General features: G+C 63.8%; 12 protein-coding genes. All 12 read right to left on the bottom strand.

The genetic code is table 11. The features are described 5' to 3' along the window. The coding region (locus Q0D45_RS04105) for an NADH-quinone oxidoreductase subunit M (protein WP_293388917.1) at positions 1–876 on the bottom strand (876 nt) is incomplete at its 3' end. Continuing rightward, entirely contained in the window at positions 873–2726 is a 1854-nt protein-coding gene (gene nuoL, locus Q0D45_RS04100; protein ID WP_293388914.1) for an NADH-quinone oxidoreductase subunit L, read from the bottom strand. The genes nuoL and Q0D45_RS04105, both read right to left, overlap by 4 nt. A gap of 139 nt (positions 2727–2865) precedes the next feature. After that, complete coding sequence (nuoK, locus tag Q0D45_RS04095) at positions 2866–3201, bottom strand: NADH-quinone oxidoreductase subunit NuoK (RefSeq protein ID WP_022975638.1); 336 nt, start codon at positions 3199–3201, stop codon at positions 2866–2868. A gap of 36 nt (positions 3202–3237) precedes the next feature. Next, on the bottom strand, positions 3238–3726 hold the full coding sequence (nuoJ, locus tag Q0D45_RS04090; protein WP_293388909.1) for an NADH-quinone oxidoreductase subunit J: 489 nt from the start codon (positions 3724–3726) through the stop codon (positions 3238–3240). Positions 3727–3741: 15 nt separating this feature from the next. After that, the gene (gene nuoI, locus Q0D45_RS04085) at positions 3742–4278 is read right to left on the bottom strand and encodes an NADH-quinone oxidoreductase subunit NuoI (RefSeq protein WP_293388906.1); all 537 of its coding nucleotides are present in this window, start codon (positions 4276–4278) and stop codon (positions 3742–3744) included. A 6-nt stretch (positions 4279–4284) separates the two neighbouring features. Next, positions 4285–5283, bottom strand: coding sequence for an NADH-quinone oxidoreductase subunit NuoH (nuoH, locus tag Q0D45_RS04080; protein ID WP_366946344.1), 999 nt, complete (start codon positions 5281–5283; stop codon positions 4285–4287). 8 nt (positions 5284–5291) lie between these two features. Continuing rightward, on the bottom strand, positions 5292–8042 hold the full coding sequence (nuoG, locus tag Q0D45_RS04075; RefSeq protein WP_293388901.1) for an NADH-quinone oxidoreductase subunit NuoG: 2751 nt from the start codon (positions 8040–8042) through the stop codon (positions 5292–5294). Positions 8043–8163: 121 nt separating this feature from the next. Further along, positions 8164–9477, bottom strand: coding sequence for an NADH-quinone oxidoreductase subunit NuoF (nuoF, locus tag Q0D45_RS04070; protein ID WP_293388899.1), 1314 nt, complete (start codon positions 9475–9477; stop codon positions 8164–8166). Continuing rightward, positions 9474–9992: an NADH-quinone oxidoreductase subunit NuoE gene (nuoE, locus tag Q0D45_RS04065; RefSeq protein ID WP_022975644.1), complete on the bottom strand. Its 519-nt coding sequence runs from the start codon at positions 9990–9992 to the stop codon at positions 9474–9476. The genes nuoF and nuoE overlap by 4 nt, the downstream gene beginning before the upstream one ends. 28 nt (positions 9993–10020) lie before the next feature. Then, positions 10021–11811, bottom strand: a complete 1791-nt coding sequence (gene nuoC / locus Q0D45_RS04060; protein WP_293388895.1) for an NADH-quinone oxidoreductase subunit C/D — start codon at positions 11809–11811, stop codon at positions 10021–10023. Between the two features lie 12 nt (positions 11812–11823). Continuing rightward, positions 11824–12486 (bottom strand): NADH-quinone oxidoreductase subunit B family protein, encoded by a 663-nt coding sequence (locus tag Q0D45_RS04055; RefSeq protein ID WP_366946342.1) that lies wholly within the window; start codon positions 12484–12486, stop codon positions 11824–11826. Between the two features lie 25 nt (positions 12487–12511). Continuing rightward, positions 12512–12961, bottom strand: a complete 450-nt coding sequence (gene ndhC, locus Q0D45_RS04050) for an NADH-quinone oxidoreductase subunit A (RefSeq protein WP_366946343.1) — start codon at positions 12959–12961, stop codon at positions 12512–12514. Positions 12962–13028 lie beyond the last annotated feature (67 nt).

Below are 13028 nucleotides of genomic sequence, written 5' to 3'. Positions count from 1 at the left end.
GGCGATCTCGTGGGACGCATTCGGGAAGAACGGCACGGCGAAACGCAGCATGCCGTAGGCGGCGGTTTTCAGCAGGATGCCGGCGAGGTCGACCGAGCCGGCGGTCGGCGCCTGCGAATGAGCGTCCGGCAGCCAGGAATGGAAGGGCACCACCGGCATCTTCACCGCGAAGGCGACGAAGAAGCCGAGCATCAGCCACCACTCGAGCCGGGCCGACATCGCGCCGCTGCGCGTCCAGGTCAGCAGCTCCGGATAGCCGAAGGTGAGCACGTCTGTCGCGGCGTAGTGGGCGAACACCAGCGCCAGGATCGACAGCAGCATCAGCAGGCCGGAAGCCTGGGTGAACAGGAAGAACTTGGTCGCCGCGAATACGCGTCCCTTGCCGCCCGGGACGTTGTGGCCCCAGAGCGAGATCAGGAAGTACATCGGCACCAGCATCATTTCCCAGAAGAAGAAGAACAGGAAAAGATCCATGGCGAGGAACACGCCGATGACGCCGGCCAGATTCCACAACAGGTTCAGGTGGAAGAAGCCGACATTGCGCTGTACTTCATTCCAGGAGCAGGCGATCGCCAGTACGCCGATCAGGCCGGTGAGCGCGATCAGCACCAGCGACAGGCCATCGAGCGCCAGATGGAAGCTGATGCCGAGGCGCGGAATCCAGTTGGCCCGGAACTCCTCGACCCAATGCGGATTGCTGGTGCTCAGCAAGGTCTGCGAGTAGTCGCCGGTGACCCACAGATAGAGCGAGATGCCGAGCACCGTCGACATCGTGATCAGGCCGACCCAGCGCGGGAAGCCGCGACCGAAGCGTTCGCCCTGCCAGCACAGGAAGCCGCCGATGAACGGAATCGCCATCAACCAGACGAGGATCATGACAGCACCACCAGGGCGATGATCAACACCGCGCCGCCGGCCATGCTGGCGGCGTACCAGCGGATCTGGCCGGTCTGGGTGCGCGAGAACAGGCCATTGAGGGCGATCAGCGGAATGGTGACGCTCATGACGGCAATGTCGAAGATATCGTTACGAGTGATGTGGACGAAGTACTTGAAGGGTTTCACGAACAGCTGGTCGTACAGCCAGTCGAAGCCGAAGGCGCTGAACCAGAACCTGGCGATCATCGCGGCGGTCGGTTTCTTGCCGAGCCGGGTCACGAAGCGGCGCTCGCCGAAGAACAGCGCATAGCCGATGGCAACGCCCAGCAGCGCCACCGCGCCGGACACCAGCGCGATGTTGGTATGCACGCTGTGCTCGGCGTGATGGGTTGCCGGCAGCACCGCCTCGACTGGCGGATGGATGAAGCCGCCGACCAGGGTCGACAGCACGATCAGCACCATCAGCGGGATGTTGTAAGCCAGGCCGTGACCGGCATGGACATCGGCATGGCCGTGGTACTTGCCGAAGAAGGTGATGAAGATCAGCCGCGAGGTGTAGATCGAGGTCAGGAAGGCGCCAAACAGGGCAGCGAAGAACAGGCCCTGATGGCCACCAGCCCAGGCGCCGATCAGGATCTCGTCCTTCGAGTAGAAGCCGGCGGTCAGATAGGGCAGGGCGGCGAGCGCCGAGCCACCGATCACGAAGCTCCAGAAGGCCAGCGGCAGTTTTTTGCGCAGGCCGCCCATGTGGAAGATGTTCTGCTCGTGGTGGCAGCCGAGGATCACCGCGCCGGACGCCAGGAACAGCAGCGCCTTGAAGAACGCGTGGGTCATCAGATGGAAGATCGCCGCCGACCAGGCGCCGACGCCGACGCCGATGAACATGAAGCCGAGCTGGCTCACCGTCGAGTAGGCGAGCACCTTCTTGATGTCGTACTGGAAGAGGCCGATGGTCGCCGCGAACAGCGCGGTGAGCGCGCCGACGGTGGCCACGATCGTCATCGCGCCCGGCGACAGGATGAAGAGGACGTGGCTCCGCGCCACCATGTAGACGCCGGCGGTGACCATGGTGGCGGCGTGGATCAGCGCCGAGACCGGCGTCGGGCCGGCCATCGCGTCCGGCAGCCAGGTCTGCAATGGCAGCTGCGCCGACTTGCCGACCGCACCGCCGAGCATCAGCAGCGCGATCGCGGTGATCAGGCTCGGCTTGTCGGCGTAGTAGGCCGGTGCCGCCGCGAGGATCTGCTGGATATCCAGGGTGCCGAGATCGCGGAACAGCAGAAACAGGCCGATCGCCATGAAGGTGTCGCCGACACGGGTGACGACGAAGGCCTTGCGGGCCGCGGCACCGTTGGCGGCATCGGTGTACCAGAAGCCGATCAGCAGGTAGGAGGCCAGACCCACACCTTCCCAGCCCAGGTACAGGAACAGCAGGTTGTCGCCGAGCACCAGGAACACCATGCTCATCACGAACAGGTTCATGTACGAGAAGAAGCGGCCGTAGCCCTTGTCCTCGCGCATGTACCAGGACGCGAACAGGTGGATCAGAAAGCCGACGCCGCAGATCACCGAGATCATCGTCAGGCTCAGGCCATCGAGCCGCAGCTGCAGCTCAGGCTTGAAGCTGCCGACCGCGAACCAGGTCCACAGATGCTGGCTGTACACACCGCCTTCCGGCGGATGGGTCATGAACTGGAACACGCACAGTGCGGTGACCAGCGCCGAGATGCCGACCGAGCCGACGCCGATCACGGCGGCGGCGTTCTCGCTCCACTTGTCGCGTCCGAAGGACAGCAACAGGAAGCCGATCATCGGCGCGAGGAAAACCAGGAACAGGAGATCGAACATCAGCAGGTTTCCGCTTGTTTGTCAGACGGCGGCTTTGCCGTCCCTGGCGAGACGGCGGCCTCTTTCTGCGAGCACTGTCCGGCCATCCATGGCCGGGCGTTCGCAGCCACAGCGAGCAGTGCTCGCAAAGCGTGGCCGCTCACCCTTTCATCTCGGAAGCAGCGTCGGTATCCAGAGTCTGGAACCGGCGGTACAGCTGAAGGACGAGGGCCAGGCCAACACTGGCTTCGGCGGCGGCCAGCGTCAGGATCAGGATGAACATCACCTGCCCATCGGCCTGGCCCCAGCGGCTGCCCGAGGCCACGAAGGCGACGGCGGCGGCGTTCATCATCACTTCGATCGACATCAGCACGAACAGGATGTTGCGGCGGACAAGAATGCCGAGCAGCCCGAGTGAAAACAGGATGCCGGACAGGATCAGCGCGTGTTCCAGAGGAACCGTCGCTGCGGTGGTCGCGATTTCGGTAGTGGTCATGGTTTTAGTTTTGATCGCTGATGCGCACCTGGCGGATCAGTCGTGTCTCCCCATGTGGAAAGCGGCGACCAGCGCTGCGAGCAGCAGCATCGACGCCAGTTCCACGACCAGCAGATAAGGCCCGAACAGCGCGATGCCGACCATCTTGGCGTCGATCACCGAGCCGCCGATGCCGCCGTTCAGAGTTGGCGACAGCACGCGGATCATCTCGATCATCAGCACGCCGCAGAGGATGCCCGGGCCAAGCCAGGCTTTCGGCGTCAGCCAGCGACGCTCCTGATCGATCGCCGCCTGGCCGAGGTTGAGCATCATCACCACGAACACGAACAGCACCATGATCGCGCCGGCATAGACGATCACTTCCAGCGCACCGGCAAACGGTGCGCCGATCGAGAAGAACACCATCGCCACCGCGAGCAGCGAGGCGATCAGGTACAGCAGCGCATGCACCGGGTTGGTGTTGGTGATGGCAAACACCGTGGCGATGACGGCGACGGCTGCAGAGAGATAGAACGCAATTTCCACGATGATCGTCCGGGCTCAGGGCAGCAGCGATTTCACATCGACCGGCGGCGTCTCGTTCGCGGCAGCGCCCTTCGGCTTGCCTGCGATCGCCATGCCGGCCACGCGATAGAAGTTGTAGTCGTGATACTTGCCGGGACCGGCGATCTGCAGGTGTTCCTTCTCGTAGACGAGATCCTGGCGCCGGTACTCGCCCAGCTCGTAGTCCGGAGTCAGCTGGATCGCATTGGTCGGGCAGGCTTCCTCGCAGTAGCCGCAAAAGATGCAGCGCGAGAAATTGATGCGGAAGAATTCCGGATACCAGCGGCCGTCTTCACGCTCGGCCTTCTGCAGGCTGATACAGCCGACCGGGCAGGCCGCCGCGCACAGGTTGCAGGCCACACAACGTTCTTCGCCATCCGGATCGCGGGTCAGCACGATGCGTCCGCGGTAGCGCGGCGGCACGTAGATCGGTACTTCCGGGTACATCAAGGTGTCGCGCTTGCGCCAGCTGTGGGTGAACACCATCCACATGCTGCGCAGGTTGCTCCAGATACCGCCGAGGATTGCGTTCATGAGTCTTTACGGATTCGAGAGCACGAAGGCGCCAGTGACCAGCATGTTGATCACCGACAGCGGCAGGCAGAATTTCCAGCCGCCGGCCATCACCTGGTCATAACGCGGGCGGGGCAGGGCCGCGCGCAGCAGGATGAAGATCACCACGAAGAACAGCGTCTTGGCTGCGAAGTACGGGAAGGCGAGCCAGGGCATCGCTTCGACGCCAGGGCCGTGCCAGCCACCGAAGAACAGAGTCACCAGCAGGGCCGAGATCAGCACCACGCCCACGTACTCGGCAACCATGAACATGCCGAACTTCATGCCCGAATATTCGGTGTGATAGCCGGCCGCCAGTTCCTGCTCGGCTTCGGGGAGATCGAAGGGATGGCGATGGACCACGGCGATCGAAGCCAGCGAGAAGGTACAGAAGCCGAAGAACTGCGACACGATGAACCAGCCGTGCTGAGCCTGGTAGGCGACGATGTCGCTGAGCTTGAACGAGCCGGTCCACATCACCACGCCCATCAGCGCGATGCCCATGAACACTTCGTAGCTGACCATCTGTGCTGCCGAACGCAGGCCACCGAGCAGCGAGTACTTGGAGTTCGACGACCAGCCGCCGAGCATTACCGCGTAGACCTCGAGGCCGGCGATCGCGAAGAAGAACAGCACGCCGATCGACAGGTCCGGCGCCACGCCCCAGGTCGGCGTGATCGGGATCAGCATGAACGCCAGCATCAGCGTGCCCATGGCGATCATCGGCGCCATGATGAAGGTCGGCTTGTCGACGAACGGCGGAATCCAGTCTTCCTTGAAGAAGATCTTGACCATGTCGGCGACCACCTGCAGCGAGCCGAACGGACCGACGCGATTGGGGCCGTAACGGTCCTGCCAGAGGCCGAGCATGCGGCGCTCGATCCAGATCAGCAGTGCGGCGACGATGACCATGCCGAACAGGATCACCAGGCCCTTGAGGACCTCGACGATGATCGCAACGATCGCCGGAGCAGTCAGGAACTCGATGATCGCAGTCATGCGCGCGCGGCTCCGCTGATCCTGGCGTTGCCACCGGTGGCAGTGAACGGCACGCCCGGCAGGATCGGCATCGCGACAGTGCCGGCAGCGAGTTCGGCGCGGCGCTGCAGCGGCAGACGGATCGTCTGCCCATCGATCTGAACCTCGACCAGCACGCCATCGGCCAGACCGAGCGCCTCGGCATCGGCCGAGTTCAGCGCGACATGCGCAGCCGGAATGCGACTCTGCATCGGCACTGCCTTCGCCGACAGCTCGTCGCTGCCGAACAGATGCTGCGAGGCAACGACGAGGAACTCGCCCGCACGGGCCTTGAACGCTTCCGGTACGTGATTCGCGTACGCCGGCACCTTCGGCGCATTGGCGGCCGGTTCGATCAAGCGCACACCGGCATCACCGCCGAGCGAATGACCACCGACTTCGTCCTGATACTTGTTCCAGGACTGCGGCGAGTTCCAGCCGGGTGCCCAGGCGAATGGCGTCAGCGCAGCAGGACGTTCGCCGGCCTGCACGCCGTTGTGGCCTTCCATCGAGAACGCCAGTGCGGTATCGGCGTCCTGCGGCTGACGCGGTTCGTGCACCGACAGGTTGGCGCGCATCGCGGTGCGGCCGGAATAACGATGTGGTTCGCGGGCGATCTTCAAGCCACCGATGCGGAACTTGGCACTGGGTGCGGCGTGAACGATACCGGCCAGCACTGGCAGCACGGCGGCGACTTCGGCCGTCGCGTGGTCGAGCTGTTCCCAGACCGGCGAGGCGCCGAGCTGCTGGGCGCGCACGCCGTGCAGCCAGTTCCAGCTTTCGCGGATCTTGGTTTCCGGCTTGTAGTAGGCCGGGTCGTAAACCTGGAAGTAGCGCTGCGCGCGACCTTCGTTCGACACCAGGGTGCCATCGGCTTCGGCGAAGCTGCCCGCCGACAGCAGCAGTTCGGCGCGCTCGGCGGTCTCGGTCATCTGGTGATCGACGACGATCAGCTTGGCCTTGGCCAGCACGGCGTCGACACGAGCCTTCGGCGCGCGGCGATAGAGATCGTTCTCGAGCACGACCAGGGTGTCGGCCTTGCCCGATTCGATCGCCTTGAAGGCTTCGTCGATGCTCGGTGCCGCCATCAGCGCGGTACCGAGGCTGTTCGCTTCCGGCACGATCAGCATCAGCTCGACGATCTTGCCGCGGGCATGCAGCGCCCAGGCGACGTTGGCGGCGGCGTTGATCACCGATTCCGAACCGGCGCCGGTGCCTGAGACGATCACTGCCTTGGTCGAAGCGAGCAGGGTGTCGGCAATCCGCTGGGCGCGCTCGGCGGTCTCCGCATCGAGGCCGGCGACGGCGGGCGAGGCCGGGTCGATGATGTTGGCGACGGCATAGCCGAGGCGGGCGAGATCGGCCGGTGCAGCACGGACGGTTTCCTTCGCCAGTTCGTCGATGCGCGTGGCATCCGGCGTGGCGATGAAGATCGGATGCTTGTGGTGCTGGCCGATGTCGGCGATCGCGATCGCCTGCCATTCCGGGATGTGCTTCTCGGCGGCCATCTGCGTCGCCTTGCCGCGGGCGACCTGGCGCAGCGCCATCGCAACCCGGGCAGCGGTGTTCATCACGTCCTCGCCGAGCACGAAGGCAGCGTCGGCCGATTCGATGCCGCGCAGGCTGCCCGTCGGCACCGGGCCGGTGCGCAGTACTTCGGCAATGCGCTTGACCAGCACGCCAACGGCCGCGGCGTGGCCATCGAAGTAGTTGCCGGCGCCGACCAGCTGGCGCAGCGCGAAATTCGATTCGAGGCTGGCGCGCGGCGAACCGATGCCAATAACGCCTCCATTGGCACCCTTCGCCGTCTTCAGCAGGTTCGCGGCATTGAGCAGTGCGTCGTCGACGCTGATCGTCGCGAACTGGCCATCACGCTTCAGCATCGGCTGGCGCGGACGGTCCTTGTTGTTGACGTAGCCATAGCCGAAGCGGCCACGATCGCAGAGGAAATAGTGGTTGACGGTGCCGTTGTAGCGGTTCTCGATGCGGCGCAGTTCGCCGTAGCGTTCACCGGGCGAGATGTTGCAGCCCACCGAGCAGCCCTGGCAGATGCTGGGTGCGAACTGCATGTCCCACTTGCGGTTGTAGCGCTCGCTGTGGGTCTTGTCGGTGAACACACCGGTCGGGCAGACCTCGGTGAGATTTCCCGAGAATTCCGATTCCAGCACGCCGTCTTCGGCGCGGCCGAAGTAGACGCGGCTCGCCGAGCCATAGACGCCGAGATCCTTGCCGCCGGCGTAATCCTTGTAATAACGGACGCAGCGATAGCAGGCGATGCAGCGGTTCATCTCGTGACCGATAAACGGGCCGAGGTCCTGGTTGTTGTGGGTGCGCTTGGTGAAGCGATAGGTGCGCGCGGCATGGCCGGTCATCACCGTCATGTCCTGCAGATGGCAATGGCCGCCTTCTTCGCAGACCGGGCAGTCGTGCGGATGGTTGGACATCAGCCATTCGACGACGCTTTCGCGGAACGACTTCGATTCGGCATCGTCGATGGTGATGTAGGTGCCGTCGCTGGCCGGCGACATGCAGGACATGACGATGCGGCCGACGGTGTCGTTTTCGTCGCGATACTGTTTGACCGCGCACTGGCGACAGGAGCCGACGCTGCCGAGCGCCGGGTGCCAGCAGAAATACGGAATGTCGAGCCCGAGGCTCAGGCAGGCCTGAAGGAGGTTGTCTGCTCCGTCTACCGTGAATTCCTTGCCGTCTACGTGAATGATGGCCATCAGAAGCAGTGTCCAGTGGCTAGTGGCCAGTGGCCAGTGAAAGAAAAGCAGGGGATGAGGCGGGCAATCGGTTGCGCGTCGTTATCGACCACGGACCACCGGCCACTGGCCACTGCGGCACTCACGCTGCCACCTGCGGCGACTGCTTCCGGATCGTGGCTTCGAACTCGCCGCGGAAGAACTTCAGTGCCGATTGCAGCGGCTCCATCGCACCCGGCGCATGCGCGCAGAACGGGCGGCCGGGGGCCAGGAAGCGGGTCATCTTTTCGAGCATCTCGATGTCGCCCGGCCGTCCTTCGCCGCGCTCCATCGCAACCAGCGTCTTGTAGGTCCACGGCAGGCCGTCCCGGCAGGGCGTGCACCAGCCGCAGGATTCGCGAGCGAAGAAATCTTCCAGATTGCGGACCACGCTGACCATGTTCTGGCGGTCATCGACCACGGTCAGCAGGCCGGTGCCCATGCGCGATCCCGCCTTGGCGATGGTGTCGAAATCCATCGCCAGATCGAGATGTTCGGGCATCAGGAAGTCGGTCGAAGCGCCGCCCGGCAGCCAGGCCTTGAGCTTCAGTCCGTCCTTCATGCCGCCGGCGTGCACTTCGAGGATTTCCCGCGCCGTGGTGCCGATCGGCAGTTCCCACAGCCCGGTCTTCCTGGCGCGGCCGGAGACGCCGTAAAGCTTGGTGCCGCCGTCCTTGCTCTTGCCCTGATTGAGTCCCAGGAACCAGGCCGAACCGTTGTTGACGATGTGCTGGACATTGCACAGCGACTCGACGTTGTTGACCACCGTCGGCTTGCCCCACAGGCCGGCGATCGCCGGGAACGGCGGCTTGGCGCGCGGATTGGCGCGGCGGCCTTCCAGCGAATTGATCAGCGCGGTTTCTTCACCGCAGATGTAACGGCCGGCGCCGGTATGGACGTGCAGGTCCATGCTCCAGCCGGAGCCGAGGATGTCCTTGCCGAGAAAGCCGGCGGCGTTCGCTTCGGCAATCGCGGCATTCAGGTTCTTCGCCGCTTCGATGTATTCGCCACGCAGGAAGATGTAGGCGCGGGTGGCCTGGATCGCATAGCCGGCGACGATCATCGCTTCGACCAGCGAATGCGGATCGGACTCCATCAGCAGGCGATCCTTGAAGGTGCCCGGCTCCATCTCGTCGGCATTGCAGACCAGATAACGGCTGCCCGGCGATTTTTCCAGGCTCGGCACCAGACCCCATTTGACGCCGGTCGGGAAGCCGGCGCCGCCACGGCCGCGCAGATTGGCGTCCTTGACCGCCTTGGTGACATCGCCCGGCGCCATTTCCTTCAGCGCCTTGCGTACCGCGCGGTAACCACCGGCGGCCGAGTATTCCTTCAGGTTCAGCGGCGCCCGACCGGCAACGATGTTGGCGGTCAGCGGCTTGGTTTCGGCAAGATTACTTTGGGACGTGGCAGTCACTTGTACTGCTCCAGCAAGGCGGGAATCGTCTCGGGCGACAGGTTCACGACAGTGTCGTCGTTGATCATCGCGACCGGGCCCTTGTCGCAGGCACCGAGACAGCAGATCGGCAGCAGGGTGAAACGGTTGTCCGCGGTGGTCTGGCCGAGATTGATGCGCAGATGGGCGCTGATCGCTTCGCGAACTTCGTCGTAACCGGTCAGGTAGCAGGAAATGCTGTCGCAGATCTTGATCACATTGCGGCCGACCGGCCGGCGGAAGATCAGGTTGTAGAAGGTCGCAACGCCTTCGACATCGGCGGCCGGAATGCCGATCAGCTCGCCGATCTTGGCGATCGCGGCGTCTGGCACCCAGCCGTGCTTCTTCTGGACGATCTTCAGCGCGTCGATCGACGCGGCGCGGTTGTCGTCGTAGTGATGCAGGCAGTGCTCGATCTCGTGCCGTTCCTCGTCGGACATCACGTAGGGCGGCGTCGCCGGCAGGCTCTGGCCGGCCACGAGGTCGGCCAGCTTCATCACGGTAGGGCTGGAGCTGGGAGTCACGTTAGCGGTCGACATCGGCCATCACGAAGTCAATGGTGGCGAGCAGCATGATCAGATCGGGGATCATGGCTCCCTTGATGATGTAGGGGATCGCCTGCAGGTGCGCGAAGCTCGGCGTGCGGATGCGCGTGCGGTAGCTCATCGTCGAGCCATCGGACGTCAGGTAGTAGCTGTTGATGCCCTTGGTCGCTTCGATCAGCTGGCAGGACTCGTTCGCCGGCATCACCGGTCCCCAGCTGACGCCGAGGAAGTGGGTGATCAGGGTTTCGATGTCCTTCAGGGTCCGCTCTTTCGGCGGCGGACAGGTCAGCGGGTGATCGGCCTTGTACGGGCCGGCCGGCATGTGGCTCAGACACTGGCGAATGATCTTGCAGCTTTCGCGCATCTCGTTGATGCGGACGATCGCGCGATCGAAAGCATCGCCCTTGCTGCCGAGCGGTACTTCGAACTCGAAGTTCTCGTAGCCTGAATACGGCCGCTTCTTGCGCAGGTCGTAATCGACGCCGGTGGCGCGCAGACCGGGGCCGGTGATGCCCCATTCGATGGCTTCTTCGGCGTTGTACTGGGCGACGTTGACCGTGCGATTGCGCAGGATCGAGTTGTCGAGCGCGGCGCGCTGGTATTCGTCGAGCCGCTTCGGGAACCAGTCGAGGAATTCCTTGACCTTGCGATCCCAGCCCTGCGGCAGATCGTGGGCGACGCCGCCGATGCGGAACCAGGCCGGATGCATGCGGAAGCCGCAGATCGACTCGATCACGTCATAGGCTTTCTGCCGGTCGGTGAACATGAAGAAGATCGGCGTCATCGCGCCGACGTCCTGGATGAACGTGCCGAGGAACAGCAGGTGCGAGGTGATGCGGAAGAACTCGACCATCATCACGCGGATCGCTTCGACTCGCGCCGGCACCTTGATGCCCGCCAGGCGCTCGACCGCGAGCACGTAGGGCAGGTTGTTCATCACGCCGCCGAGGTAGTCGATGCGGTCGGTGTACGGAATGAACGTGTGCCAGGACTGGCGCTCGGCCATTTTCTCGGCACCACGATGGTGGTAGCCGATGTCCGGAACGCAGTCGACGATCTCTTCACCATCGAGCTGCAGCACGATGCGGAAGGCACCGTGAGCGGATGGATGGTTCGGGCCGAGATTCAGGAACATGTAGTCGTGGTCCTTCTCGGACCGCTTCATGCCCCATTCCTCGGGGTTGAACATCAGCGCGTTCTGCTCCTCGTCCTGACGACCGGCGGTCAGCAGGTAAGGATCGAACTCGGTCGCGCGCGCCGGGTAGTCCTTGCGCAGCGGGTGACCCTTCCAGTAACGCGGCAGCAGGATGCGCTGCAGGTTCGGATGGCCTTCGAATTTGATGCCGAACAGGTCCCAGGTTTCGCGTTCGTACCAGTTCGCGTTGGCCCAGATGTTGGTGATCGACTTGACCACCGGGTACTCGCCGATCAGCGCCACCTTGATGCGGACGTCGGAATTCCGGTCGATCGACAGCAGGTGATAGAACAGCGTGAAGTCCGATGCCGGCATGCCCTGCCGGTTGCGGCGCATGCGCTCGTCAACGGCGTGGAAGTCCAGCAGCATCTTGTAGGGACGCGACACGTGGTGCTTCAGGAACACCAGCACCTGGTCGCGAATTTCCAGCGGCACCCAGACGGTCGGGCAATCGTCTTTCGAAGCCTGGTAGACGAGGTTGGTTTCGCCGAAGCGATCGAACAGCTCGCGCACCACCGGTGGCAGCACCACCGGCGGACGGATGTTGGGGTTCTTCAGAGGGGCGTCGTCGGCCATCTGTATGCGACCTCAGACCGAATCGGGGCTGCGCAGAATCGTCTCCGCATTGCGGGCCGCCTGCTTGCGATCACGCTCGGCCGGCATCGGCTTGCGGTAAACGCCTTGATCCCCAACCACCCAGGACAGCGGACGCTGTTCGGCGGTGATCGAGTCCTGCAGTAGCAGCAGCGCCTGCAGGAAGGCTTCCGGGCGCGGCGGGCAGCCGGGAATGTAGACGTCCACCGGCAGGAACTTGTCGACGCCCTGAACCACGGAATAGATGTCGTACATGCCGCCTGAATTGGCGCAGGAACCCATCGAGATCACCCAGCGCGGCTCGAGCATCTGCTCGTACAGGCGCTGCACGACCGGGGCCATCTTCTGGAAACAGGTGCCGGCGATGACGATCAGGTCGGCCTGGCGTGGCGACGCGCGAATGACTTCGGAACCGAAACGGGCCAGATCGTGGACGGCGGTGAACGCCGTCGCCATTTCCACGTAGCAGCAGGAAATGCCGAAGTTGTACGGCCAGATCGAGTTCTTGCGGCTCCAGTTGACCAGATCGGACAGCTTGGTCAGCACGATGTTCTTGCTGACCTCGTCCTCGATGTAGCCCTCGCCGGAATTGACGCCGGGCGGGGTCGGGGAGTGAGTCTGGCCGTTCTTGTCGATGCGCTTTAAGGCGTATTCCATGGTCAATCGAAAGGGCGCTGGCTGGTCAATTCTTGACTGGCGGAGGGGGTACCACGACATCGGCAGGCGGATTCAGCTGCGGCAGGCTGCGGCGGCCGGCGAGCGTTTTCGGCGCCCAGTCCAGACCACCCAGACGCCAGACATAGGCGAGGCCGATCAGCAGCACGGCAATGAAGATGCAGGCCTCGATATAACCGGCCCAGCCGCTTTCGCGGATCGACACGGCCCAGGCATACAGGAACACCGCTTCGAGATCGAAGATCACGAAGAACATCGCCACCAGATAGAACTTGGCGGAAAAGCGCAGATGACCGCCACCGACGCCGACCACACCGGACTCGAACGCCTCGTTCTTCGCCCGGCCGTTGTTGCGGCTGCCGAGCACCGACGAAAGCCCGACCATCAAGGCGACGACGAACAGCACGGCGCCGACATAGAGGCCGAAGGCCCAGGTTTGGGGGGTGTATGAGCTTATGAATTCCACGCCCGCTCGCTCTCTTGCAAGATCGTTGGCACTAGCCCTAAGCGCGGTGTCGACTAGC

Source organism: Nevskia sp., from assembly GCF_023266035.1.
Lineage (GTDB): Bacteria > Pseudomonadota > Gammaproteobacteria > Nevskiales > Nevskiaceae > Nevskia.
The sequence above is the reverse complement of the archived record's forward strand: the minus strand, read 5'-3'. Positions and strand labels throughout refer to the sequence as shown.